This is a genomic window from Bacillus sp. FSL K6-3458, assembly GCF_038005045.1.
In the GTDB taxonomy this organism is placed as follows: Bacteria; Bacillota; Bacilli; order Bacillales; family Bacillaceae; genus Bacillus; species Bacillus altitudinis.
Genome location: NZ_JBBOSI010000001.1, coordinates 2396471 through 2423203, shown reverse-complemented (window position 1 = coordinate 2423203; position 26733 = coordinate 2396471). Strand labels below are relative to the sequence as shown.

Genomic DNA, 26733 nt, shown 5'->3' with positions numbered 1-26733 from the left:
AGTGGAAGCGGAACTCAATCTTCGCAAGATAAAATTTGCCGCTTTTGACTTGGATGGAACATTAATTGATGACAGAGGCGAGCTTATTGGTGATGTCCATGGCGCAGTGAACATGCTGCGCCAAAGAGGCATTATACCCATTATTGTGACAGGAAGAACCTATGATTCTTTCTTCTCTCTGGATTTAGATCGATCTCTACTCGCCTTATTTCATCATGATGTTTTGCTGAATGATGGGAATGTCATTTGTCATCATGAAAAGAAAACATTTGAGGTGAAGCGGTATGTAGATGCAGCTTTATGCCAACAGATCATCACATCACTTGATGGAAAAGCTGAATTTGTCATGGAATCTCATGGGAAGCACGTGGCATCAAGTAAAAGCGCTAAGTTGAAATACTGCATGCTATATAGCTTTCCACGAGAAAAAATAGAGGTTGGTCACAAGAAAGAATTTAGCTTTGACCATGTAACTAAACTATTTATTTTACCAAAAGAAAAAGTGGATCTTGCTCAACAATTAAAAAATTGTCATTGCGACGTAGCAGATGCCCAGTTTTTAAATGCTCAAGTCATATCTCCAAAAGGGATTTGTAAGGCAGACATGCTTGAGCACTATTTATACGATTGTTTTGGAGAAAGAGATTTAGATCGTGTGATTGCCTTTGGAAATGGTCATAATGACAGGCTGATGCTGAAGAAGGCCAAGTGGGGGCTAGCCGTTCAAGATAGTCATCCGTCGGCGATTGAGTTAAGTGATGTTCATTTACAGGAGCCTATTTCTGATTATCTATTTAAAGTTTTACAATCATTTGAAACGCCGCACGTTATCAATGAAAAGGGAGGTATTTAGTTGAGGACCCTTCAACTGCCTTTACCAGAAGCATTAGAAGATACAATGATATCGGATTTTATGGAAAGAGTTTCATTTCTATCTGCTCATATTGTGCACGTGGCTCTTAACGAAGAGGAATCTATGATTGAAGTAACCGTAGATAAAATGGGAGACAAAGAGGCAATATCAACTGCGTTTTCGAATCTATCGTCAAATATCGCACAGCTGCGGAGATTTCGTGAAAAAGAAATAAAATCAAATATTCATTTATCTAGTGAGCCTGTTCATTCGAAACTAAGCGAGGAAGATCAGAAAAGAACTTTCTATGATGAAGTTGAATTGGAACTTTCAAACTACTTTGATCAATTATTTTTAAATATAGGGATTTCACTTGGAGCGAAAGTAAGGCGATACCCTTCGACGATCAGTAAAGATTTAATGGAAAAATGTAAGTATCATACGAATTTTCCACAAAATATTTATTCTGTTTTTGAGATCCCTCATGATTATCAAATCATTGATGATATTCGAGAAAAGCATCATGGTTTTCAGCCTGAACACTTCCAGCAGGCAGGCCGTTTTTTACAGCCGTGTATTTGTTATCACTGCTATGAGGAATGGGAAGGGAAGACGTATACAGACAATCACATGATGACAGCAGCGGGGCAATGTTTTAGACATGAAATCTCTTGGAAAGTGGACCCTCTCAGGAAAATAGAATTTAGTATGCGCGAAATTGTCTTTATTGGTCATCAAGAATTTATCAATGAAACGAGAAAAACACTCCTTGAGAACACATGGGAATGCTTTCATCAACTTGGTCTAAGTGGAAAGGTCACGACCGCAAATGACCCTTTTTTCTTTTATGATGATATAGATAAAGCGAATTATCAATTAATGGCTAATAGCAAATATGAATTAGTCGCTGTGACAGAAAAGAAAGACGTTTCAATCGCTTCTTTTAACGACTGCGGAGAGATGCTTTGTGAAAGGTTCCATATTAGCGGAGAAGATGGTCTGCCGCTTTATTCAGGTTGTGCGGCATTTGGGATCGATCGTTGGGTTCAAGTGTTTTTACAAACATACGGTCGAAATCGAAAGGATTGGCCGAAAGACATGCTTCATTTAAAGGAGGAGCGCTATGCTGCAAAGTAATCTGACTCAAGAAGAACATACAGCTCTCACTTTATCCACTCCTTTTTTAAAAGCGAGTCAAATTGAAGAGATGCAGGAGCTTTTGTATAAGCAGCAAGACTGGAATGTCATTCTCGGAATGCTGCATGTTCACCGGACAGCAGGAATTGCGTGGAAGAATATTAAACGTTATGCCATTCATTTAAGAAAAGAGTTTAAAGCGACTTATTTTTTAAAGTCATTAGAGATTATGTATAAGGGTCAACTAGAAACGGCTCGAGACAATATCAAGTTAAATGATCAGTTATTTCAAGCACTTGATCAAAAAGGAATTGAATATGCCATTGTAAAAGGAAGTGTGATTGGCCAGTGGGCATACGGTGATGTTGGGCTTCGCTTATTTGGGGACAACGATCTCTTTATCTCACAAGATCAGCTGCAAGAAACTGGACACGTATTAAACGAATTAGGCTATATTCAAGGTTCTTGGAACTATGAAACGGAGACAGTCACACCTGCCAAACGCAAAGACATCCTTTACCTCATCATGAACTCACATCAAACCTACACCTATATGAAACCTACACCAGATTGCCGCTTTATTGATTGTCATAAAATTGATGTTCAGTTTTCAGTTGACCTCATGACAGGGAACCGAACGGATTCAATCGTCAAAGAAATGCTGTCTAGACGAATTCAAACGTCTGTTGACGAGCACCTTGTATGGTCTTTAAAAGAAGAGGATATGCTTCTTTTCCTCTGTATTCATTTTTATAAAGAAGCGATTTATTTAAATGAAGTGGAGTCAATGAAAGACTTACTGCTTTATAAACTGCTAGATATATATGGCATGTTTATGAAGGAAGACCTACTCGATGTGGATTTGTTTGTCCGCCAGACGAAAGCGTATGGCTTTGAAAAGATGGTCTATTTTGCTTTTCATTATGTGAATGAGGTCTTTCCTCAAACGATTCCTGAACTTGTCATGGATGCACTTCAGCCTGAATCGCTTACTTATTTATCCGAAGTGCTGGATGCAAATGATGTCGTTCATACTTGGAATCAACCAATTCGTAAACGATTCTTTCATATTAATCGATCTTTAGATATCAACAAGCATTCTGTGCATAAGGAGTAGTGTCATGAAAGATCCGGCATCGCTATTTGATTTTAAGGGAAGAAATGACGTGATTTGGTATGGGAATATGAATCAAGAACAAAGCTGGGATCAAACAAGAGCTTTACCAGTCATGACAGACCATGTTCAAAATGAACTGGTTCTTCAGCAAGAACAACAACTGCTTTTGATTGCATCTAAAGAGCATCATGTCATCTTGCATCATCAGCCTGATAAAGCTTTTTTAGCCTATTTGGAAAATCAAGGTGTCCAGCTTCCGCATATGACTCAACTAGACCAAGCATTTAAATTAAATGGACTGATTGTACCGTATCTTTTAGATGAATCACTTGAAAAAGAAGCATTGATTGAAAAAAGAACGATATACGGCTCAAATGCTACACTCGTAAAGCGGTTCAATCATAAGATTTCTACTAGAAGATGGGCAGAAGAACATCTGTTTAACGTCACGTGCGGCGCTATCTGTCATCATACTGACGAATTAAAACAGACGTATGAAGAATTAAAGGCGAAGAATTTCTCCAAAATGGTTCTGAAAATACCTTATGGATCATCTGGGAAGGGGCTGCGTATTTTAAAAAGTGACCGAGAATTTATGCAGCTGCTGACCTTTATTGAAAGAAGGAATATCGAAACGGATTTACTCTTAGAGGGATGGCATCCGATTAAACGGTCCTTAAATGCCCAATTGCTCATTCAAGAGAAGGGGTCACACTTACTCTCCATTACAGAGCAGAAAATTAATGAGGACGGCATTTACTTAGGGACGGATTTTGCGCCTGTGTATGAATTGGACAAAAAACGTGAATACGAAGCAAGCATGCATCGAATCATAGAGCTTCTTTATGATGAAGGGTATCGTGGTGTGGTTGGTGTCGATTCAATTATTGATGAAAATGAACAGCTCATACCGATCATTGAAATAAATGCCCGGTTCACACAGGTCACTTATTTACTCCCACTGATTTGTCGTTTTTTTTCAACCTACGAATATATCGAAAGCCGCTTTAAACGATTCTCATGCCGCACTGACCTGCCATTTGAAGATGTCCTAACGGAGGTAACAGAAGCACTCAATCCGGGAGAAGATGGCGGGTTCTTTATTTATACTTTTGGTAAGACGAGATCTGATGATACGTGGCACTATCGATTGTTTATCTTGTTTTACCATATGAAGAAGGACAAGCAGATTCATATGCTGACAATGTTTGATGAGATGGAATTTTCATCAGAAAGGAGGAGGAGTAGTGCTGGAAAATGACTTTACGCTCTTAGAGAAAGCGAATCGTTATGGGACGCCGATGTATGTATACGATGGAGATGCATTGAAAGAGCACTATGAGCACATTACATCATGGCTCCATCAAACAGCTGAGGTGTTCTTTTCATTTAAGTCCAATGGAAATGTCTCGATTGCATCATTGTTACGGTCTTTTGGTGCTGGTATAGAAGTGGCTTCTGAAGGAGAGCTTTTCATGGCGATAAAAGCAGGTTATTCACCGCAGCAAATCATTTTTTCTGGACCGGGTAAGCAGAAGGAAGAGATTGATACCGCTGTTCAGCATGAGATCTATTGTATTATCGCCGAATCTAAGGAAGAACTGACCTACATCGCTGAGTCTGCAAAACGTCAAGACAAGCAGGCATCAGTAGGCATTCGGATCAATCCAGAATCAATTGAATCACGAGCCAAAATAAAAATGGGCGGAGTTCCAAGTCCGTTTGGAATAGATGAATCTAAACTGAATGATGTATTTGATCTGTTTCAGAAGTATGATCATTCGCTGCTATTTAAAGGGATCCATATGTATCTGGGGACTCAAGTTCTTGATGAAACATCGCTTTTATCATCGTTTGAATACACACTTAACACAGCTGTTCGAATCAAGAATGAATATGGACGAACATGCCAGATGGTTGATTTAGGTGGCGGTTTTGGCATTCCGTATTTTCAGCATGAAACCCCGCTTCATGCTGAAAGGCTATTTCAACACGTAGCGGATTTGATTAGATCATATGAAACTGAGCTTGAATTTCCGAGGTTTATTATCGAAATGGGGAGATTTCTTTTAGCAGAATGTGGTGTTTATTTAACAACCATACAATATGTAAAAGAATCAAAAGGGCAGCCGTTTTTAATAGCAGATGGCGGGATGCATCATCATCAAGCGATGACGTTTAGAGGCAGACTGCTCCGCAATAATTACCCTATGCGGCTTATTAAACATTCCAGCAACACCGCAGACGTAGTGAAACAATCAATTGTTGGTCCGCTTTGTACACCAGAAGACTTAATTGGCAGGCAGGTGGAGCTTCCGCAAGGGGAAGTAGGGGATCTTCTTTGTATTGAGAAATCTGGTGCATATGGACTGAGCTACAGCCCTACCTTATTTTTAGGTCATTCTTCTCCGCTTGAGCTACTGTTGTTTGAGGGGAACGATTATGTTGTGCGAGATAGAGGGACCCCGGAAGATCTCTTATTGAAACAAAATAGATCATTCTTTAGACAAAGGAGGGGTGGAAATGAAACTGACAGAGCTTCGACAAGAAACGATTGATCGTCTCATTCACCAATTTTCAGAAAGAGCAGGGCAGCTGGATGCCGAATCTCGGTTCCCGCATCAGAATCTAGACGAGCTGATTGATTGTGGATTACATGTCGCCAATATGCCGAAACAAGACGGAGGTCTTGGATATGGATTTGAAGAAACGATCACCTTGTTGTCACACATATCTAAAGGGTGTGCGTCAACAGGCCTCATTATGGCAATGCATTACTATTCGCTCGGCGCATTTTCTGAAGTGCTGACAAGTGAGCAGCAGGCTTCGGTATTTGACGATATTCGGCATTCAGGAGAGTTCATCGCTTCTGTCAGCGACCCGAATGTGATTTTTATTTATCAGCGAAAGCAAATGGAGGGAATTCCAACCATCACCGCCGAAAAAACAGATGGCGGATATCTTGTGAGTGGAACTAAGTTTACTGTGACAGGTGCACCGCGCATTAAATATTTGCCAATCTATTGTGAGTATGCCCCGTCGTCATGTACATCTCAATATGGAATGACGGCGCTTTTAATGACATTACCGAGTGAAGGTGCTGCGGTGGAGGAATCGTGGAATTATTCGGGAATGAGAGCATCGATGAGTCATCACATTCATTTTGATCAAGTGTTTATACCCGATCATCAGCTCATCGGGCGGGAAGGCTACGCAATAGAAGATACTGAACATTTAATCTATTGGTTTCGTTTAGCTGTTACCGCTGTTTATTACGGGATTGCAAAGGCAGCATATGAACATGCCCTCGGTATGGCATATAAAAGGAATGATCGAATTTCTAAGAAAAAATCAGCCTTTTTACCAGGTCAACAATTTCGTATTGCAGATATGAAAATGAAATTAGATGTTGCACATTCTCAGCTCATGGCCTGTGCCCAGCAAGCAGATCGAGAAAAGAAACAAACTCATTACTCGAGTGAGTTGTATACGAAGACGCTGATTACTAAACACTTTGTGACGCAGGCGGCAGAAGAAATCGTGGAACTGGCTTTTCAGGTCGAGGGTTTTTCTTCATTACAGCAAGGATCTTTGCTTGAGCGCTTAAGCCGAGATGTGAAAGCGGCAAAATTTCATCCACCTTCAGAAGATGTATTAAAAGAAGTGATTGCGAAAAAAGAGCTGGGGATTATCCCGTTAAAAAATCGCTGGGTATAATGGCTTAAAAAAGGAGGAGACATATGTGGCTACTGCAGCACCTATTTACCGAAACAATTATTTAAACTGTTCTCAATTAACGATTGCAGCCATGCTTCTTAGACAAGGAATTCAAATCGACAGGATTTGGAGGCAAGCTGGTCTTGTTTATAGATCTCAAGACCAAGGATTTGTTTTGATCGGTTCCTTTAAACATTTTCGTGAAGATATTCTGCATCATAATGGCATTCATTTAGAAGAAATTTTTTACACTGAAGAGGAATTAGACCTCTATATGAATCGGGTATTTAAACAGCATCCTAAGAGAGGCACTGTGTCTGTTTCTTTAGATATATTTGAATTACCGTACTGTCCATTTTTTGAAAGAGAACATGGATATCATACATTGGAAGTACTTGAGGTGAATGATGATCATGTAGTGATCAGTGACCATGCTTATTCTTATCATGGCACATTGAGTAAAGATCATTTGATGAAAGCCGCACGCTCTGTCTACGAACATACGCCTCGAACTGAAAATCGTTATAAATGGATCAAACAGGTTGATCTTGAGAAAGAACCGGATGTAATGAAAGTTTTAAAAGAGCATGTCGCCATATTAGAAGGTGCACCGCCACATTTTGAATTGCCTGGAGCTATCACAGGACTTGACGCAATTTCAGTCATTCAAAGAGATTATATAGATAGTATCAAAGGTGATGAAAATGGTAATTTATTAGACAATGTTTATTTTGAAGGACTAAAGGATGTCGCCAACTCCAGAAAACATATGGTGACATTTTTATCATCATATGAAAATGAGCATTTACAACCCCTTATTCAAGCATTTGAAGATGCTTATCAAAGCTGGACAGTGCTTGCTAATTTTACAGCTAGAGTCGGCCTCAGCAAAAATCCTCGCAGTATGATTGAAAGGACGTCGAATCGGTTTCAAAAAACATTAGAAGTGGAGACAAGCCTTCTCACGCAACTAAAAGAGGTGATTCAAAATGAAAACCTATCAACCCCTCACTCTTCATGATTATGTCAATAACAGAGGCATCACATATCAAAATGAATATGAAAAAGGCCAATTAACCATTGGCGGGGCTTCTTTGCCGGCTGAGTTGGTCATGAACGTGAAAGACTCTTTGGTCGAAGGCATTCCTTTTCAGTTCATTTATCAAGATCAAGGAGACAATATTGAATTAGAGGGTCAGTCTATTCAACTTCAGGCAGTTGAAGCAGAAGCGCTCCATGTCGTTGGCTGTTCATCTAATGGTAATCTCTACGAAAAGATGACATTATTACGAGAGGGGACCGTTGTCTTGGAGTCTCGTCTTTCATTAACCGATGTGATTGAACGTGAACCTGCATTTGATGATCGATTGGCTTATGCATTTGATTATATTCATACGGTAGCCGGCATCAATCATCATTTGACATCAAACCTATGGATTGATTCGCTTTCCTTCTCGCAAAAAATTGTTTTTGATGAAATCCGCTTTCAAGATAATCCATTTATGCATATTTTCGCAATGACGATCCAGCAGTCAGATCAGTGATGGAAGGGAGCCATGTCTATGTGCGGCATTGCAGGTTATTGTCATTTTAACAAAGCACCACTTGATCCACACATCTTACTGAAGATGAAAAACGTACTTAGTGTGCGTGGACCTGATGATAGTGGTGTATATCAAGACGACTCAGTTGGTTTGGTTCATACGCGGCTTTCCATTATCGATATTCAATCTGGGCCGCAGCCAATAACAAATGAAGATGAGTCTATTTGTGTGATTTTAAATGGCGAGATATATAATTTCCAAGAACTAAGAGAGGACTTATGGAATAAAGGTCATACGTTTCGTACGCTGACAGATACAGAAGTACTTGTTCATGGCTATGAAGAATATGGTATTTCTTTTATTGAGCAATTAAATGGAATGTTTGCAGCTGCGATATGGGATCAAAAGAAGAAAGAATTCTTTTTATTTAGAGACCGGTCTGGGATTAAGCCGCTTTATGTTTCAGAATGTAGAGGAGGGCTTATTTTCGGATCGGAAATGAAGGCTCTTCTTCAGCATCCAGATATACAAATTGCCATTCAGCCTGAAGCTGTCCTTAGTTATTTATCCTTCCGTTATGCGATCGGCGAGCAAACTTTCTTTCAAGGAATTCAAACATTACCCCCAGGGGTCATCTTGAAAATAGATGAAACAGGAATGACAAAAGAGGCCTATTGGCAATATCCTTTCCCATCTGATGGAATTGACAGGGGAGAACGTTATTATCAAAAGGGATTGTTTGAATTACTTCAAGATAGTGTCCAAAAACAAATGATGTCTGATGTACCTGTAGGAGCTTTTTTGAGTGGAGGAGTGGATTCGACTTCCATTGTTGCTTTGATGTCCAAATATGCGAACGAGAATATTCACTGTTTTTCGACCAGCTTTGAAGAGGAAGGTTTTTCTGAAGAAAGCTATGCCAAGCTCGCAGCAGAACAATACAACGTCAAGCTTCACTCGCATCGAATGAGTGAAGAAGAGTACTTTCAATTATTGCCAGAAGTTGTGAAGCGAAGAGATCATCCTCTTTCCATTCCTCATGAAGTCGCTTTTTACCATATGTCACGTGAAGCAAAAAAGCATGTAACGGTTGTTTTGTGTGGTGAAGGAGCGGACGAATTGTTTGCAGGGTATGGACGTGTGTTTAGGAGTCCTTCAGATTGGCGTAAAATTTTATGGCTTCAAAAAAACCGAAAGCTGTCATCCATCCTTTCAAAGGTATTATTTGAACCGTCCTTTCAGCAACAGGTGCATCAATTTATCCATCTTGATGGGGAAATGGAACATTATAAAAAAAGATATGCTTGGTTTACGGATAGCGAAAAAGAGCAGCTCTTAGGTCAGCACGCTCATTCAATTGATTCTGCTGATTTGCACATGAATCAGTTGATCGCCCATTGCTTTAAAGAGATGGAAGGGGCGTCGTATGAAAACAAACTGCTCTATTTATTTCAACAAATCCATTTACCCAACTTGTTAGACCGGCTTGATATAATGACGATGTCACACGGACTAGAAGCACGTGTACCGTTTCTTGATCATCGCATCATCCAATTTGTCAACGATATGCCTTTCAAGTACAAACTTCCTTATAAAGGGCTACCTAGCAAAGTGCAAGCATTTTTCCAATCGAGCCTTAAAACAAGTGAGGTCCAAGATATTCCGAAATATATGTTGAAAAAGACAATGGAGCAAACGGTGGATAAGCGTATATTATATAGAAGAAAAATGGGTTTTCCTGTTCCGGTGTATCATTGGATGAACAAAAGAATGGGAGAAATCGAAGAGAAACTTCTTGATCAACAAAGCTTTGCAACACAATTATTTCAAAAGGAGCCGCTAGAACAATTTTTACGACATCATTCGAATCAGAAGAACAAAAATGGAGCGGACCAAAAAGTGTGGATGCTTTACAACTTGGAATTATGGCATGATCACTATATCAAAGGGGCGCGTCTTCCGCTCCAAACTAGTCATTAAGAGGCCCGGTCTATTCACCATCCCTGCTGCATATATGATATGGAAGGGGAGTGATGCGATTTTGAGGCTGAGTGAGCTGTCAGGAAAAGAGATCGTCGATATTAAAAGAGCGGAGCGGCTTGGCGTGCTTGGACAAACCGACCTTGAAATAAATGAACAGGACGGTCAAATTACAGCACTCATCATACCTTCCGTCAAATGGTTTGGCTTTCGAAAACAAGGAAATGACATCCGCGTTCCGTGGAATCACATTCAAAAAATAGGATCAGATATGATCATTCTGGATGTGCCTGAAGAACTTCAGCCGCACGGAGAAAAAGAGCACCCATCATAAAAGGGTGCTCTTTTTCTTTTCTCTCTCCGATTTGTTCACAGGCTGAATCCTCTCCTCATATGCTGAAAGGGAGATTCGGAAAATATTACAGACTTTTTTAAATAAAGAAGGTGAACGGTCAGTATGTTGAGCGGTTTAACGGTTGCGGTGATCGGGGGAGATGCTAGGCAGCTTGAAATCATTCGCAAGCTGTCACAGCAGCATGCCAAAGTGTTTTTGGTCGGATTTGATCAGCTGGATCATGGATTTATTGGTGCTGAAAAGCTGAAAATGTCAGAGCTTCCATTTGAACAAGTGGATAGTATGATCCTTCCGGTATCAGGTGCTACAGACGAAGGGGTCGTTGCCACTGTTTTTTCAAATGAGAAGGTCGTGCTAGAAGCTAAATATTTAGAAAGAACCCCTGCACATTGTACCTTGTACTCAGGTATTTCTAATATGTACTTAGACAATATGGCAAAGCAGGTGAACCGGAAGCTTGTGAAGCTGTTTGAGCGAGATGATATTGCCATATATAACTCTATTCCAACAGTTGAAGGGATTATCATGATGGCCATTCAGCAAACGGACTATACGATTCATGGGTCACATGTCGCTGTTCTCGGACTTGGTCGAACAGGGCTCACCATTGCCCGCACATTTCGGGCGCTAGGTGCGGAAGTGAAAGTTGGTGCTGCGGATACAGCCCATTTAGCGCGAGCCTTTGAGATGGGACTTGATCCATTTTCAATGGACCGTTTAAAAGATGAAGTAACGGATGTCGACATCATCATCAATACGATTCCAAGCTTAGTATTAGATTCATCTGTCATCGTCAGCATGACACCAAAGACACTCATTTTGGATATCGCCTCCCGCCCAGGTGGAACAGACTTTGACTTTGCACAAAAGCATGGAGTGAAGGCGCTTCTTGCACCAGGACTTCCAGGGATTGTGGCACCAAAGACAGCCGGGCAGATCATTGCAAAAGTGCTATCTGGGCTCTTATGTGAACTTGCGGAGGAAAAAAGGGGGATGGAATCATGACTACACTAAAAGGGAAAAGAATCGGTTTTGGTTTAACAGGTTCTCACTGCACGTACGAAGCCGTTTTTCCGCAAATCGAATCACTCGTGAAAGAAGGGGCAGAAGTGCGTCCTGTCGTGTCATATACGGTGCAAAATACGAATACGAGATTCGGAGAAGGAGCGGACTGGATTGAGCGGATTGAGAAGCTGACAGGATTTCAAGCGATTGACTCAATCGTCAAAGCAGAGCCGCTTGGACCAAAACTTCCACTTGATTGTATGGTCATTGCGCCTTTAACAGGCAATTCAATGGCGAAATTTGCAAATGCACTGACAGACAGTCCAGTCTTAATGGCTGCTAAGGCGACCATTCGTAATCATCGCCCTGTCGTTTTAGGCATTTCCACCAATGATGCATTAGGTTTAAATGGTACAAATCTCATGAGACTCATGTCGACAAAGAATATTTTCTTTATTCCATTCGGCCAAGATGATCCATTCAAAAAACCGACTTCCATGGTAGCGCATATGGATCTACTGACGAAAACAGTAGAAGAGGCGCTCGAGCATAGACAAATTCAGCCCATTTTAATTGGATCAAACGAATAATAGATTCACTAGAAAATCATGAAAGATTCAAAAAAGGTACTTCAAGCCTTGCTTTTCTATGGTAAAATAAAATGTAAAAAGTCATAGGATGGCCATCCGAAAGAAAAGAATCATGGATGGGTCGGAAGGAGTTTTACTGATGGGAAGAGGATTGCATGTAGCTGTAGTTGGAGCGACTGGAGCTGTCGGTCAACAAATGTTAAAAACACTAGCTGACAGAGATTTTGAAATGGATACACTTACTCTACTATCCTCAAAACGTTCTGCTGGAACAAAAGTGACATTCAGAGGTCAAGAGTATACCGTTCAAGAAGCAACACCTGAAAGCTTTGAAGGGGTCAATATTGCACTATTCAGTGCGGGAGGAAATGTTTCCAAAGCGCTAGCTCCTGAAGCGGTCAAACGAGGTGCAATTGTTGTCGATAATACAAGTGCTTTTCGTATGGACGAAAATACCCCTCTTGTCGTACCAGAGGTAAACGAAAAAGATTTGCATGACCATCAAGGGATCATTGCAAACCCTAACTGTTCAACGATTCAAATGGTAGCGGCGCTAGAACCGCTTCGTCAAGCGTATGGCATGAAAAAAGTCATTGTGTCTACTTACCAAGCAGTATCAGGTGCAGGACATGAAGCCATTGACGAACTGTACAGCCAGTCGCAAGCCATTTTAAATAAAGAAGATGTGAAACCAGAAGTCATGCCTTATCAAATTGCCTTTAATGCGATTCCGCAAATTGATAAATTCCAAGACAATGGCTATACATTTGAAGAAATGAAAATGATCAATGAAACGAAAAAAATCATGCACTTGCCAGAGCTGGAAGTAGCGGCAACATGTGTGAGACTGCCAATTGAAACGGGTCATTCAGAATCGGTTTACGTTGAACTTGAATCAAATGACGCAACGGTTGATGACGTCAAGTCCATCCTAAAAGATGCACCAGGCATCACATTACAAGATGATCCGTCTCAGCAAATTTATCCAATGCCTGCAGATGCTGTTGGTAAAAACGACGTATTTGTCGGCCGCATTCGGAAGGATTTGGATCGTCCAAATGGCTTCCATATGTGGATTGTATCTGATAACCTGCTAAAAGGCGCTGCATGGAACTCCGTTCAAATTGCAGAAAGCTTACGAGCATTAAAATTAGTTTAACATTCAATGGATGATGAGGACGAATAGAAGAGAGTTAGGCATCTTTCGCCTGCTCTCTTCTGTTACGTCAGAATGAACTTGGAGTGAAAACAGTGAAAATAATTGTCCAAAAATTTGGCGGTACATCTGTCAAAGATGATCAAGGGAGAAAAAGGGCACTTGCACATATCCTATCTGCAAAAGAGAAAGGCTATAAATCGGTCGTTGTCGTGTCTGCGATGGGACGAAAAGGCGATCCTTATGCGACAGATACGCTGCTTGGTCTGCTTTACGGCAATGCGCAGCATATGACAAACCGAGAAAAAGATTTACTCGTGTCTTGCGGAGAAAATATTTCAGCTGTTGTTTTTTCAAGTATGCTGAATGAAAACGGGCTAAAGGCTGTAGCGATGACTGGATCACAGGCAGGCTTTGTGACAGATAAAGAACATACAAATGCGAAAATTATTGACATGAAGTGTGAACGTCTTGAGGCGGCACTTTCAGAGCATGATGTGGTTGTCGTTGCTGGATTCCAAGGCGCTGCAAAAAATGGAGACGTGACAACAATCGGACGAGGCGGCAGTGATACGTCAGCTGCTGCGTTAGGCGCTGCATTGCAGGCAGATTTCATCGATATTTTTACAGATGTAGAAGGGGTCATGACAGCAGATCCCCGTATCGTAGAAAATGCAAAACCATTGAGAGTCGTGACATACACAGAAATTTGTAACCTCGCATACCAAGGGGCAAAAGTCATTCACCCTAGAGCTGTTGAAATTGCCATGCAAGCAAAAGTACCAATGAGGGTCCGTTCAACATACTCTGATGATGAGGGCACACTCGTGACATCACACTACTCAGATAAAATGAGTCATGATGTGTATGACCGCCTGATTACGGGTATTGCACATGTCAATGATGTTACACAAATCAAAGTCCCAGCTAAAGAGGGACAGTACAGCGTACAAACAGAAGTCTTTAAAGCAATGGCAAATGCCCAAATTAGTGTCGATTTCTTCAACATTACACCGAGCGAAATCGTCTATACGGTGACAGGTGCAATGACTGAAAAAGCAACGGCGATCCTAAAAGATCTGGGCTATACGCCGATTGTCACGACAAACTGTGCAAAGGTATCAGCTGTTGGAGCAGGCATTATGGGTGTACCAGGTGTCACATCTAAAATTGTATCTGCACTATCTGAGCAAAATATTCCGATCTTACAGTCCGCTGACAGTCATACGACGATTTGGGTGTTAGTGAACGAAGAAAACATGAGAGCGGCTGTTAATGCCCTTCATGAAGTGTTTGAACTTTCAAGATAAATGTGATTGAATCATGATGAGGTGAAAAAAATGAATTTCGGAAATATCGCAACAGCTATGATTACACCTTTTGATAAAAAGGGCAACATTGATTTCCAAAAGCTATCAATTCTCATTGATTACTTGTTAAAAAACGGCAGTGACTCTTTAGTCGTTGCAGGGACAACAGGCGAATCGCCAACTTTATCGACTGAAGAAAAAGTCGCTCTTTTTCAGCAATCGGTGAAATTAGCAAATGGTCGTTGTAAAATCATTGCAGGAACAGGCAGTAATAACACAAATGCGTCTATTAAACTAACGAAAAAAGCAGAAGAAGCGGGCGTTGATGCAGTGATGCTTGTCGTACCTTACTACAACAAGCCATCACAGGAAGGCATGTATGCACACTTTAAAGCAATTGCCGAGTCTACATCTCTTCCTGTCATGCTTTACAATGTACCAGGAAGAACGGTTGCTTCATTAGCACCAGAAACAACGATTAAACTTGCGCAAATACAGAATATTGTCGCAATCAAAGAAGCAAGCGGTGATCTAGATGCCATGACAAAAATCATTGCAGAGACACCAGAAGATTTTGACGTTTATTCTGGTGACGACAGCTTAACGCTTCCTGCGGTTGCGGTTGGTGCAAAAGGAGTCGTCTCAGTGGCTTCTCATATCGTAGGCCTTGATATGCAGCAAATGCTAAAAAGCTACGCTTCAGGACAAACAGCAAACGCAGCATTGATCCATCAAAAGCTGGTGCCGATCATGAACCAGCTGTTCTCAGCGCCAAATCCAACGCCTGTCAAAACAGCTCTTCAGCTGAAAGGATTAGATGTCGGGTCCGTTCGTCTCCCGCTTTTACCTTTATCAGAAGAAGAGAGACTGAATTTAAGCAGCGTATTAAACAGCTGATCAAAACAAAAAAATTCGTAAGCGGTCATTCTCAGATGTCCCTGAGTATGACCGTTTTTTATACATAAACACTTTCTTAAAATGTGACTTCATCTTGTTTTCTAAAATTAGATTCAGTTATAATAGCATTAAGCGATGATGGACGGGCTTGAGACTAGGAGGATAAGAATTTTGAAAAAGAAAAATACAGAGAACGTAAGAATTATTGCACTGGGAGGCGTTGGAGAAATCGGGAAAAACTTATATGTCATTGAGATTGATTCCGACATATATGTTGTAGATGCAGGACTCATGCATCCAGAAAACGAAATGCTAGGCATTGACGTGGTCATTCCTGATATCTCTTATTTAACAGAACGAGCTGATCGGGTGAAAGCAATTTTTCTTACCCACGGACATGATGAAGCAATCGGAGGCGTATTCCATTGCTTAAGCAAATTGTCTGTACCAGTTTACGGCACGAAGCTGACCCTTGCGTTACTTCGAGAAAAGTTAAAGCAATACGGCTTCAATCAAAAAGCTGATTTGCGAGAGGTTCATGCAAAGTCAGTCATTACATTTGAAACAACAAAGGTATCGTTCTTTAGAACGAATCACAGTATTCCTGATTCAGTCGGAATCAGCTTCAAAACATCTCTTGGTTCAATCGTATGCACAGGTGATTTTAAATTTGATCAAACCCCAGCGCTTAACCAAGCCTGTGACATCGGAGAGATTGCGAAAATTGGAAACAACGGCGTTTTAGCACTTCTTTCAGACAGTGCAAATGCTGAAAAACCAGGTTATACACCTTCTGAGGCGCTCGTCCAAGACGAAATCTCAAATGCGATGTACAATGCTGAAAATCGTGTGATTGTCGCTGTATCTTCATCAAATATTAACCGTGTACAGCAAATCATTAATGCCACAAACCAAAATGGCCGTAAGCTTGCAGTAGCAGGGAAAAATATGATGACAACTCTTCAGCTTGCGATCAAACTTGGTTATGTGACAGCAGACGAAGAATTATTTGTTCCAGTCCAAGAAGTGAAAAAAATGGCGAAAAACAGTGTGGTCATTCTCACAGCAGGAAGCCACGGTGAGCCTCTCGCTGCTTTAACAAAAATGGCGAAACAAAATCACAAACAGCTTCATATTGAAAAAGATGACACGGTTGTGATTGCGTCTACACCTCTTCCAGGACAAGAACTCACCTATTCAAAAACGGTGGATTTCCTTACAAGAAGCGGAGCACAAGTGATTTTTGCTCAAAAACGTGTGCATGTATCTGGACATGGCTGTCAAGAAGAGTTAAAGCTCATGCTGAACTTACTGAAGCCAAAGTATTTAATTCCAGTAAACGGCGAATATCGCATGCAAAAAGCACATTCTCGTATTGCTGAAGAAGTGGGCATGAAACGAAGCGACATTTTCTTAATTGATAAAGGGGATGTTGTGGAATTTAGAGGTCAAAACGTCAAAATCGGTGAAAAAGTACATCAAGGGAACATTTTGATCGACGGTCTTGGTGTTGGTGATATTGGGAATATTGTCTTACGTGATAGACGCCTATTGTCTCAAGATGGCATCTTAATTGTGGTCATTACGCTCGATAAACAAAAGAAACAATTAATTTCTGGACCTGAGATCATCACAAGAGGATTTGTTTATGTAAGAGAATCCGAAGAGCTGATTGTGAAAGCAACAGAAATGGTCAAAGGGATTGTGAAAGAGCAAACGGAAAACTCAATTGTTGAATGGTCAACACTGAAACAATCCATGCGCGATGTACTAAATCAATTCCTATATGAAAAAACAAAACGTAAGCCAATGATCATTCCAATTATTATGGAAGTGTGATGAGAAAAGTCCAAAGAGCACAAGCTCTTTGGGCTTTTTTGATGTGACATGATGAATGCGGATGGAATGTGACGATCTTGTTCATAATAGGAGGAGAGTTTTTAGGAAAGGATGGAGACAAATGGACGAACAGAATGAACAGCAGCCTGAGCGAAAACCAGAAGAAAAAGATAGCATTATGAGCAAAATACAACAGCTTGGTGAAACAGCCGTCCCGCAGTTGTCACAAGATACAAACATACATTGCCTGACTATTATTGGACAAATTGAAGGGCACATGCAGCTGCCGCCACAAAATAAAACAACCAAATACGAACATGTCATTCCACAAATCGTAGCAGTTGAACAAAACCCAAAAATTGAAGGACTTCTAATCATTTTAAATACAGTGGGCGGCGATGTAGAAGCAGGACTAGCCATTGCGGAAATGCTCGCTTCTTTATCCAAACCGACTGTATCCATTGTGCTTGGCGGCGGCCACTCTATTGGGGTCCCAATCGCCGTATCGTGTGATTATTCATACATTGCCGAAACAGCAACGATGACCATTCACCCTGTACGCTTAACCGGTCTAGTCATCGGTGTTCCGCAAACCTTTGAATACTTAGATAAAATGCAGGAAAGAGTCATAAATTTTGTCACGAGTCACTCAAACATTACAGAAGAGAAATTTAAAGAGCTTATGTTCTCTAAAGGCAATCTAACAAGAGACATTGGGACAAATGTCGTTGGCCATGAGGCGGCGGAATACGGGCTGATGAATGAAGTAGGCGGCGTTGGACAAGCGATTAAAAAGCTGAACGAGCTCATTGGAGAACGGGCAGCACAAAACGAGGGGCTGATCCAATGATTTTATATACACCTATGCCTTATGAAGCCATTTACGCTGAGGAACAAGGAGAACGCAAACTCCAGCAGGTAAACATTCAGGGCGTGCCAGTGATGGTTGAAATGAAAGAAGATGAAGCGGAAATCGTTCAAGTAATGAGTACGAATCCAATGGACTTTTTGAATCAGGAGCTTGCACCAGGTAAGCGATTGAAGTTACATTTAGGCACCAATCAAACCGACTCATATGAATGATTCTATGCTATAATAAAGGGAAAACTTACAACAAGATGCAGCCAAAACCAGGCTGCTTTCTTTCTGATCTTTTCGTAGGTTATATTTTCTTTTGTAGTAAGGTGATGAGTATGGCGAAAAAGAGAAAACGTAAAACAAGAAAAAAACAAAATAAACAGCTAAAACTGAAATATGAACTAAATGGGTTAGTCTGTATTGCCATAGCGATCATTGCCATTTTACAGCTAGGTGTAGTTGGACAAACCTTTGTACATCTATTCCGATTCTTTGCAGGTGAATGGTTTATTCTCTGCCTTATCGGATTATTTCTTTTTGGTGTGACGATCTTTTGGAAAAAACAAATTCCTGATTTACTGACAAGAAGAAAAGCAGGTTTATACTGCATCATTGCGAGTATCTTGCTTTTGTCCCATGTGAAGCTTTTTCAGCATCTTTCAGCTGCAGGCGTGATAGGCTCTCAAAGTGTAATCAGAAATACGTTTGAGTTATTCTTAATGGATATGAAAGGTGAAACAGGCTCACCCGATTTAGGAGGCGGTATGATCGGTGCCGTATTATTTGCGGCCTCCTATTTCTTGTTTGCACAAGCAGGATCGCAAATCATGGCCATTGTGCTAATGCTGATCGGCATTGTTCTGATCACAAACCGGTCACTGCAAGAAATGGTCAAAAAAGTGACGCTGCCTGTATCACAATTTTTGGTGAAGCAGTGGAAGGCATTTATTGAAGATATGAAAGGCATAAGGCGGGCGAAAAAGAATGCACCTGCGCAGAAAACAAGTGAAAAGAAAAAACGTTCACGCATACAAGAAGAGGCCGAAGAAGATCATGATCATATCTTGATCGAGGAAGAAGAGCAAGCTTCTGACAATCGTCAGCCGATTATCTCAAGTTTTGCTGATCGAGATGACATGCTCACACCGCAACTTCAAAAAGATCAGCCGGTCAATGAGCCAGATCCTCTTCAAGAAACTGTACAAGGCACTCCGTCTCATGATACAGGGGATGAACCAAAAGAAGCTCCGCCTATGACGTTTACGGAGCTTGAAAATAAGGATTATGAGCTGCCATCGCTTGATATTTTAGCTGAGCCGCAGCATTCAGGTCAGCAAACAGATAAGAAGAATATTTATGAAAATGCAAGAAAGCTTGAAAAGACCTTCCAAAGCTTCGGTGTAAAAGCAAAAGTGACACAAGTTCATTTAGGGCCGGCCGTCACAAAATATGAAGTATACCCTGATGTCGGCGTGAAGGTAAGTAAGATCGTCAACTTGAGTGATGATTTAGCCCTTGCATTAGCTGCAAAAGACATTCGAATTGAGGCGCCGATTCCTGGTAAATCCGCCATCGGAATTGAAGTTCCCAATGCAGAAATTGCGATGGTTTCTTTAAAAGAGGTTTTAGAATCGAAACAAAATGACCGCCCAAATGCCAAGCTACTCATCGGACTGGGCCGAAATATTTCTGGTGAAGCTGTGCTGGCTGAAATGAACAAAATGCCGCATTTACTTGTGGCTGGCTCAACAGGAAGCGGAAAAAGCGTATGTATCAATGGCATTATCACAAGTATTCTCATGAGAGCAAAACCTCATGAAGTAAAGATGATGATGATTGACCCGAAAATGGTTGAATTAAATGTTTATAACGGCATCCCGCATCTGTTGGCTCCAGTTGTAACCGATCCTAAAAAAGCCTCACAGGCACTTAAAAAAGTGGTGAGTGAAATGGAGCGCCGTTATGAATTGTTTTCTCATACGGGTACAAGAAATATTGAAGGGTACAATGATTACATTAAACGAATGAATCAATCAGAAGAAGCGAAGCAACCAGAACTCCCTTATATTGTCGTCATTGTAGACGAGCTTGCTGATTTAATGATGGTTGCTTCCTCTGATGTGGAAGATTCCATTACAAGGCTTTCTCAAATGGCACGTGCTGCAGGGATTCATTTAATTATCGCCACACAGAGACCTTCGGTTGATGTCATTACTGGTGTCATTAAAGCCAATATTCCATCCCGTATTGCATTTAGCGTATCGTCACAAACCGATTCAAGGACCATTCTTGATATGGGAGGCGCAGAAAAATTGCTGGGCAGAGGGGATATGTTGTTCTTACCGGTCGGTGCGAACAAACCAGTTCGTGTACAAGGCGCCTTTTTATCAGATGAAGAAGTGGAACATGTCGTTGATCATGTTATCACACAGCAAAAAGCACAATATCAAGAAGAAATGATCCCAAGTGAAGAAACGCAAGATCAGCTTGGGGCTGTGGACGACGACTTATATGATGAAGCAGTTGAACTGATCATTGGTATGCAGACGGCCTCTGTTTCTATGCTGCAAAGGAGGTTCCGCATCGGTTATACTCGTGCTGCACGTCTTATTGACGCAATGGAAGAGCGCGGGGTTGTCGGACCATATGAAGGAAGTAAACCGAGAGAAGTCCTCCTCTCAAAAGAACAACATGACGAGCTCTCTTCATAATTCGAAGAGAGCTTTCCTACCATAAAGTTAACGATATATTGATTATGTTAACTGGATGTCAGACTATTTATTTATTTGCAAAAACATGATATAGTTATGTTCATCTTATCTCGGAATAGAGATTTCTCATCTTATCATTTGCATTGATTAGACGGAGGGAAAACATGTCGACCAAAACAGACAATCGCCATTTATATTTGAAAGTGATTGACCGTATTAAAGAAGATATTCAAACAGGCGTATATGCCGAAAAAGAAAAGCTGCCTTCTGAATTTGAGCTCTCAAAGCTTTTAGGCGTGAGCAGAGCGACCCTTCGTGAAGCCCTTCGTATATTAGAAGAAGAGAAATATTTAATAAGAAGGCATGGTGTGGGGACTTTCGTCAACTCAAGACCGCTTTTTTCTACTGGCATTGAACAGCTGACAAGTGTTACAAAAATGATTGAACAGGTCAATATGACGCCAGGTACCATCTTTTTGTCCTCACAAGAAGGGGAGCCGACAGAGAATGATGTCATTCGTTTTCAGTGTGATGAATCCGAGAAGGTTTTTTCAATGGAACGCGTTCGAACAGCAGATGGACAGCCAGTCGTCTATTGTTTAGATAAAATTCCGGTCAAACATCTTCCCGCTTCTTTTACTCACGAGGAAGAGTCGCTTTTTGAGCTGTTTGGGAGAGAACCGCACAGCGGAATTAAATATGCCGTGGCAGACATCGAACCGATTGGTTATCACGATCAGGTTTCACCGATATTAGAATGTGACCCAGAAACAGCGTTACTATTACTGAAACAAATGCACTATGATCAAGATGATCAGCCGGTCTTATACTCGCTCAATTATTTTCGAGCGGATAAATTCAGCTTCCATGTCATACGTAAACGATTTTAACAAAGCAGTCGCTTCCATAGGCGGTTGCTTTTTGTTTGTCTATACATAAAACCCGTGAAACGTGCCACACTAATACGTAACAGTATATAGAATTGGGTGAATGATGTTGGGCGAGAAAACAGTCAGTAAAAAGAATATTATTGCATTATCATCAGTGCCTCTAATCATGACGCTTGGGAACTCGATGCTAATACCCGTATTACCAGAGATAGAAAAGAAACTCTCAATCACTTCCTTTCAAGTGTCACTCATTATTACGGTATACTCCGTTGTGGCGATTTTGTGTATTCCGATTGCCGGTTATTTATCTGACCGAATTGGGCGGAAAAAGGTACTTTTACCGTGTCTTTTAATCGCAGGGCTTGGAGGAGCTGTTGCAGCTGTGGCCTCAACCATCATGAAAGAACCGTACATGTGGATTCTATTTGGCAGGGTCCTTCAAGGTGTTGGTTCAGCCGGGGCAGCACCTGTCGTCATGCCGTTTATTGGCGATTTGTTTCACGATGATGAAGAGGTAAGTGCGGGACTTGGAGCAATCGAAACCTCTAACACAGCTGGAAAGGTACTCAGTCCTATTATTGGGGCACTTCTCGCTTCTTGGTTTTGGTTTGTGCCGTTTTGGTTCATTCCATTCTTTTCAATCATCAGTTTTGTGATGGTTCTGTTTATGGTTGAATCCGCAAAGAAAGAGGAAGATCCGCCTACATTTAAAGAGTTTTTAAAAGCAACAAAGACGATTTTTAAACATGAGGGACGCTGGCTTTATGCCATTTTTGCTATTGGTGGTTTTATTATGTTTCTTCTTTTTGGCGTGCTCTTTTATTTATCAGATAACCTAGAGGCAGCGTATCAAATAACGGGTGTCAAAAAAGGCTTGCTGCTAAGTATCCCGCTCCTTTTCTTATCAATCAGCTCGTATATTGCGGGGAAAACAATCGGGAAAGAAAAGGGGAAAATGAGGATATTTCTCATCGTTGGTATGGCTCTTTTATCACTTTCGTATATATTTTTATGGTGGAATCACAGTTTTTACGTGTTGTTTGTCTGCTTAAGTATTGGCGGCGTAGGGATCGGCATTGTGCTTCCAGCACTTGATGCGTTGATAACAGAAGGGATTGAAAAAGAGCAGTGCGGAACCATTACGTCATTTTATAGCAGTATGCGGTTTATCGGTGTTGCTTTAGGACCTCCAATTTACGCATTTCTTATGGATAAAGGAGACGCCATCGTTTTTATTCTATCGACCATATGTAGTCTCATTTCATTATTTTTGGTCCTCTTTTTCATCCAGCCAGATGAAAAGGATGAAAGTGAACAATTGAAAACGGTTTAAACATAGAAAAAAGACGGTATTTTGCCATCTTTTTTCTTTTTTATAAATTGACATGTAAAATTTTGATAGTTAAACTAATGTATAGTAATATCTTTTAAATTATCCCAAATAGGAGGTGTTCAAAAACATTCATTTTCTGTCTTTGTTTTAAGGCAGAAATTGAGCTCGTGGCTGATGATGGATATGCGTTTCTTCAACACGAAAGGACAATTGAATAGGTCATCCTGCCATTAGCACGTTGAAGGAGACGAAGTCAGCACTTCAGACACGCTCAAAAACAGCAAATTGATTGATGAACTAGAAGGAGCTTGAAGCAGCTATGTTGCAAATAATTAAAGCAAGATGGATTGTATTAATGGTGTGGATGATAACAGCTGTGATTCTGTTTATTACTGCGCCCGATTTAGAGGAATTAACAAGAGAAAAAGGGCAGTTAAAGGTTCCAGAGGGGACACCAACAGCTGAGGCACTTCACTTATTGGATAAGCTTTCAGATCATAATGGGAAAAAAGATACTGGTGTGATTGTATTCTCCGAACAACATTTGTTCCCTGCCAAAGAGCAGGAATTAAAAAAGGCTTTAGCTGCACTCATGACACATGCCCCAGAACTCCACATTGACGGAATTACTTCGTATTTTCATGTAGATCGTGACATTCAAAAACAACTTTTATCAAAGGATAAAAGTACACTTCTTGTTCCATTCAAATTCGACCACTACGAAACAAAAGCTGTGAAGGTTAAAGAACGAATTGAGGAAGTTTTAAAGCCCTACAACGTCTCATATGAAATGACAGGTCAAAAATTTGTGGACTCAGATGTCATTAAAAGCTCTCAACAAGGTCTGAAGAAAACTGAACTTATCACGATGATTTTTATTTTCTTTATTTTAATAATTGTATTCAGATCGATACTGGCACCTGTTGTTCCGCTTATTACGATTGGCATTTCTTATGCTGTCAGCCGGTGTATTGTGGCTTTTCTCGTAGAATATACACAATTTCCTATTTCTAATTTCACTCAGATTTTTATGGTAGCTATTATGTTCGGTATAGGAACGGATTATTGTATATTACTTTTAAGCCGTTTTAAAGAGGAGATTGGTCAAGGGCGTGATGTCAAAGAATCGATTATCATCACGTATCAATGTGCAGGGAAAACAGTCTTTTTCAGCGGCTTAGCTGTGTTAGTCGGCTTCTCAAGTATTGGTTTCGCAAAATTCCAATTGTACCAATCAGCCGTCAGCGTTGCCGTAGGCGTTGGCATCCTGCTCATTGCACTTGTCACAATCGTTCCCTTTTTTATGTCGGTTTTCGGAAAATCCCTTTTTTGGCCGTCTAAAAGAGAAAACATTCGTCATCCACAAAGTAAGATTTGGGAATGGGCTGGGCGCTTTTCATTTAAAAGACCGCTCATCAGCTTAGGTGTAGTTGCACTCATCACTGTTCCTCCGATTCTGATGTATGACGGCACTCTTTCTTATAATAGTTTAAATGAGATTGGGACAAAGTATGAGTCAGTGTCTGCATTTAATACGATATCTGAGCAATTTGGCTTTGGTGAAGCGCTGCCGCTGAATGTGCTTGTCGAAAGTGACAATGAGCTCGATAATCAAGAAAAGATCGTCATGATTGAAAAACTGACCCGTAAGTTAAATGACATTGAGGAAGTGAAAGCGGTTCGCAGTGTCACTCGCCCAGTTGGAGATGGGTTAAGTCAGCTCTATGTTACCTCTCAAGCGAAAGAGCTGGGGGGAGAGCTTGGGAAAGGTCACGAGGGCATCGGGAAAATTACAGATGGCTTGACCGAAACAAACTTAGCACTTCTCAAACAAAAACCAAAAATTGAAGAATCCGCTAAAGGGATTGATCAATTGATTGATGGGACAAAAGCCATCAAAGGCGGTATCGGAGAAGTGAGGAAATCACTCATTTCTTTAGAGGATGGTGTGAGGCGCAGTAAAGAGGGCGTAGGAACCATTCGCACTGAAATCAAACAAGCGAAAAAAGAATTAGAGCAAGAATATCGCAGAAGTGAAACCATGATTCAAGATCTTGAACGAGTCGTAAGCACACTTGAAGGTCACGCAACATCAAATGAACAGCTGATGACAACGATTAAAAAAGTGAAACAATCCTATGAAAACGTATCATTTGAAGGGCTTGAAAACCGGCTTCCAGAAATCAAAGACATGAATGAATATAAAGAAATCAAAAAAGTATTCAAAGACACAAAAGGAATGCTCGATCAAGCTGGAGAGCAAATGAGCGTCTATGAAGAGGAAGCATCTGCCTTTAAACAAAAGATCAAGAAAGCAGATCAAGTCATTCAAACGTTCTCAAGCAAGCAAAAAGAAATCAAACAACAAGTAAAGGCGCTGATGACAGGTCTAGATCAAATTTATGATGGTCTTGATGAAACGAATAAAGGCCAAAAACAGCTCATCAAAGAAATGCCTAAAATTGAAGATGGCGCAGATCAGCTGACAGATGGCCAAAAAGCCGTGAAAAAAGGGTTTAACCAGCTATCATCTAAACTATCACTATTAACAGATGGATTAGATGAAAGTATTTCCGGACTTGAGCAAGTAAAAAGCGGCTTTACCGAGGCAGACAGCTACTTAAAACAGCTTCAGGAAGCACCAGATGAAGAAGTAACGGGCTGGTTTATACCAGAAGAAGTATTGAAACGCCATGAGTTTAAGAAAATATTTAATACGTATATGTCCCCAAATCGTAAATTAACAACCTTTGAAGTGATTTTAAATGTAAATCCATACAGCAATGAAGCAATGAAAGGTGTAGCAAAAATTGAAGAAACCCTTGATCAATATTTACCTGTAAGTGGTTTGAAAAATGCCAATTACGGTGTATCTGGTATCTCCAGTTTAAATGTTGACTTAAAAGAAACGTCAGACGGTGACTTTATCAGAACGGTTATTTTCATGTTAATTGGTATCTTTATTATTTTAGTTTTATTACTAAGGTCAATCGTCATGCCGATATACTTAACACTTTCACTCATATTAACGTATTTTACATCCATTGGTTTAACAGAATGGATTTTCAAAACATTCTTTGGCTACGATGGTGTCAGCTGGGCTGTTCCATTTTTCAGCTTTGTTATCCTTGTGACCCTTGGCATTGATTATTCGATCTTCCTGATGGATCGCTTTAATGAATGGAAGGGAGAGCATGTTCAAGCATCCATGATATCAGCGATGAGAAATATGGGGTCCGTCATTATTTCAGCAGTTGCTATTTTAGCGGGTACTTTTGCTGCGATGCTGCCCTCGGGTGTATTGTCATTAGTTGAAATTGCAACGGTCGTACTCATTGGACTTTTATTATATGCTTTTGTTGTTCTACCACTCTTTATTCCGGTCATGGTTCGCATCTTTGGAAAATGGAATTGGTGGCCGTTTAGAATGAAATAACAACC

22 protein-coding genes are annotated in these 26733 nt (G+C 40.7%); all 22 read left to right on the top strand.

Translation table 11 applies throughout. The features are described from left to right. The first annotated feature begins 1 nt into the window (after position 1). Complete coding sequence (locus MHH23_RS12860; protein ID WP_340959618.1) at positions 2-853, top strand: HAD hydrolase family protein; 852 nt, start codon at positions 2-4, stop codon at positions 851-853. Beyond that, positions 854-1990, top strand: a complete 1137-nt coding sequence (locus MHH23_RS12855) for an aminoacyl--tRNA ligase-related protein (protein WP_058337325.1) — start codon at positions 854-856, stop codon at positions 1988-1990. Next, positions 1977-3107, top strand: coding sequence for a nucleotidyltransferase family protein (locus MHH23_RS12850; RefSeq protein ID WP_041507277.1), 1131 nt, complete (start codon positions 1977-1979; stop codon positions 3105-3107). Before MHH23_RS12855 ends, MHH23_RS12850 begins: the two co-directional genes overlap by 14 nt. 4 nt (positions 3108-3111) lie before the next feature. Then, complete coding sequence (locus tag MHH23_RS12845) at positions 3112-4368, top strand: ATP-grasp domain-containing protein (protein ID WP_340959615.1); 1257 nt, start codon at positions 3112-3114, stop codon at positions 4366-4368. Further along, a complete protein-coding gene (locus tag MHH23_RS12840; RefSeq protein ID WP_058337323.1) occupies positions 4355-5665 on the top strand; it encodes a hypothetical protein in 1311 nt (436 codons plus the stop codon). The genes MHH23_RS12845 and MHH23_RS12840 overlap by 14 nt, the downstream gene beginning before the upstream one ends. Then, positions 5631-6824 (top strand): acyl-CoA dehydrogenase family protein, encoded by a 1194-nt coding sequence (locus MHH23_RS12835; RefSeq protein WP_340959613.1) that lies wholly within the window; start codon positions 5631-5633, stop codon positions 6822-6824. Before MHH23_RS12840 ends, MHH23_RS12835 begins: the two co-directional genes overlap by 35 nt. A gap of 25 nt (positions 6825-6849) precedes the next feature. After that, on the top strand, positions 6850-7845 hold the full coding sequence (locus MHH23_RS12830; protein ID WP_282747176.1) for a hypothetical protein: 996 nt from the start codon (positions 6850-6852) through the stop codon (positions 7843-7845). Then, the gene (locus tag MHH23_RS12825) at positions 7814-8368 is read left to right on the top strand and encodes a hypothetical protein (RefSeq protein ID WP_058337321.1); all 555 of its coding nucleotides are present in this window, start codon (positions 7814-7816) and stop codon (positions 8366-8368) included. Before MHH23_RS12830 ends, MHH23_RS12825 begins: the two co-directional genes overlap by 32 nt. Before the next feature lie 12 nt (positions 8369-8380). Next, positions 8381-10348: an asparagine synthase (glutamine-hydrolyzing) gene (gene asnB, locus MHH23_RS12820; RefSeq protein ID WP_096881427.1), complete on the top strand. Its 1968-nt coding sequence runs from the start codon at positions 8381-8383 to the stop codon at positions 10346-10348. Positions 10349-10409: 61 nt separating this feature from the next. Then, positions 10410-10682 (top strand): YlmC/YmxH family sporulation protein, encoded by a 273-nt coding sequence (locus MHH23_RS12815; protein ID WP_008344726.1) that lies wholly within the window; start codon positions 10410-10412, stop codon positions 10680-10682. Between the two features lie 123 nt (positions 10683-10805). Further along, positions 10806-11708 carry a dipicolinic acid synthetase subunit A gene (dpaA, locus tag MHH23_RS12810; protein ID WP_017359065.1) on the top strand — a complete coding sequence of 301 codons (903 nt, stop codon included), beginning with the start codon at positions 10806-10808 and terminating at the stop codon, positions 11706-11708. After that, positions 11705-12298, top strand: coding sequence for a dipicolinate synthase subunit B (gene dpaB / locus MHH23_RS12805; protein WP_017367267.1), 594 nt, complete (start codon positions 11705-11707; stop codon positions 12296-12298). Before dpaA ends, dpaB begins: the two co-directional genes overlap by 4 nt. Before the next feature lie 139 nt (positions 12299-12437). After that, entirely contained in the window at positions 12438-13457 is a 1020-nt protein-coding gene (gene asd / locus MHH23_RS12800) for an aspartate-semialdehyde dehydrogenase (RefSeq protein WP_017359063.1), read from the top strand. 92 nt (positions 13458-13549) lie between these two features. After that, entirely contained in the window at positions 13550-14764 is a 1215-nt protein-coding gene (gene dapG / locus MHH23_RS12795) for an aspartate kinase (protein WP_019744173.1), read from the top strand. 30 nt (positions 14765-14794) lie between these two features. Continuing rightward, positions 14795-15661, top strand: coding sequence for a 4-hydroxy-tetrahydrodipicolinate synthase (gene dapA / locus MHH23_RS12790; protein WP_072367253.1), 867 nt, complete (start codon positions 14795-14797; stop codon positions 15659-15661). 171 nt (positions 15662-15832) lie between these two features. Continuing rightward, positions 15833-17500, top strand: a complete 1668-nt coding sequence (rnjB, locus tag MHH23_RS12785) for a ribonuclease J2 (RefSeq protein WP_008344715.1) — start codon at positions 15833-15835, stop codon at positions 17498-17500. A gap of 121 nt (positions 17501-17621) precedes the next feature. Beyond that, complete coding sequence (locus tag MHH23_RS12780) at positions 17622-18350, top strand: ClpP family protease (protein WP_326378245.1); 729 nt, start codon at positions 17622-17624, stop codon at positions 18348-18350. Continuing rightward, positions 18347-18583 (top strand): YlzJ-like family protein, encoded by a 237-nt coding sequence (locus MHH23_RS12775; protein WP_008344712.1) that lies wholly within the window; start codon positions 18347-18349, stop codon positions 18581-18583. The genes MHH23_RS12780 and MHH23_RS12775 overlap by 4 nt, the downstream gene beginning before the upstream one ends. Positions 18584-18693: 110 nt before the next feature. After that, positions 18694-21069: an FtsK/SpoIIIE family DNA translocase gene (locus tag MHH23_RS12770; RefSeq protein ID WP_056704740.1), complete on the top strand. Its 2376-nt coding sequence runs from the start codon at positions 18694-18696 to the stop codon at positions 21067-21069. Positions 21070-21233: 164 nt separating this feature from the next. Next, positions 21234-21959 (top strand): GntR family transcriptional regulator, encoded by a 726-nt coding sequence (locus tag MHH23_RS12765; protein ID WP_008344706.1) that lies wholly within the window; start codon positions 21234-21236, stop codon positions 21957-21959. Between the two features lie 103 nt (positions 21960-22062). Next, positions 22063-23292: an MFS transporter gene (locus tag MHH23_RS12760; RefSeq protein WP_235672150.1), complete on the top strand. Its 1230-nt coding sequence runs from the start codon at positions 22063-22065 to the stop codon at positions 23290-23292. 319 nt (positions 23293-23611) lie between these two features. After that, complete coding sequence (locus tag MHH23_RS12755) at positions 23612-26728, top strand: MMPL family transporter (RefSeq protein WP_249855850.1); 3117 nt, start codon at positions 23612-23614, stop codon at positions 26726-26728. Positions 26729-26733: the final 5 nt, after the last annotated feature.

Bases quoted from the DNA above. Each gene is read 5' to 3' on its own strand.
- MHH23_RS12850 (WP_041507277.1), top strand. From the start codon at position 1,977: ATGCTGCAAAGTAATCTGACTCAAGAAGAACATACAGCTCTCACTTTA.
- MHH23_RS12845 (WP_340959615.1), top strand. From the start codon at position 3,112: ATGAAAGATCCGGCATCGCTATTTGATTTTAAGGGAAGAAATGACGTG.
- MHH23_RS12835 (WP_340959613.1), top strand. From the start codon at position 5,631: ATGAAACTGACAGAGCTTCGACAAGAAACGATTGATCGTCTCATTCAC.
- MHH23_RS12825 (WP_058337321.1), top strand. From the start codon at position 7,814: ATGAAAACCTATCAACCCCTCACTCTTCATGATTATGTCAATAACAGA.
- asnB (WP_096881427.1), top strand. From the start codon at position 8,381: ATGTCTATGTGCGGCATTGCAGGTTATTGTCATTTTAACAAAGCACCA.
- dpaA (WP_017359065.1), top strand. From the start codon at position 10,806: ATGTTGAGCGGTTTAACGGTTGCGGTGATCGGGGGAGATGCTAGGCAG.
- dpaB (WP_017367267.1), top strand. From the start codon at position 11,705: ATGACTACACTAAAAGGGAAAAGAATCGGTTTTGGTTTAACAGGTTCT.
- asd (WP_017359063.1), top strand. From the start codon at position 12,438: ATGGGAAGAGGATTGCATGTAGCTGTAGTTGGAGCGACTGGAGCTGTC.
- dapA (WP_072367253.1), top strand. From the start codon at position 14,795: ATGAATTTCGGAAATATCGCAACAGCTATGATTACACCTTTTGATAAA.
- MHH23_RS12780 (WP_326378245.1), top strand. From the start codon at position 17,622: ATGGACGAACAGAATGAACAGCAGCCTGAGCGAAAACCAGAAGAAAAA.
- MHH23_RS12775 (WP_008344712.1), top strand. From the start codon at position 18,347: ATGATTTTATATACACCTATGCCTTATGAAGCCATTTACGCTGAGGAA.
- MHH23_RS12770 (WP_056704740.1), top strand. From the start codon at position 18,694: ATGGCGAAAAAGAGAAAACGTAAAACAAGAAAAAAACAAAATAAACAG.
- MHH23_RS12765 (WP_008344706.1), top strand. From the start codon at position 21,234: ATGTCGACCAAAACAGACAATCGCCATTTATATTTGAAAGTGATTGAC.
- MHH23_RS12760 (WP_235672150.1), top strand. From the start codon at position 22,063: ATGTTGGGCGAGAAAACAGTCAGTAAAAAGAATATTATTGCATTATCA.
- MHH23_RS12755 (WP_249855850.1), top strand. From the start codon at position 23,612: ATGTTGCAAATAATTAAAGCAAGATGGATTGTATTAATGGTGTGGATG.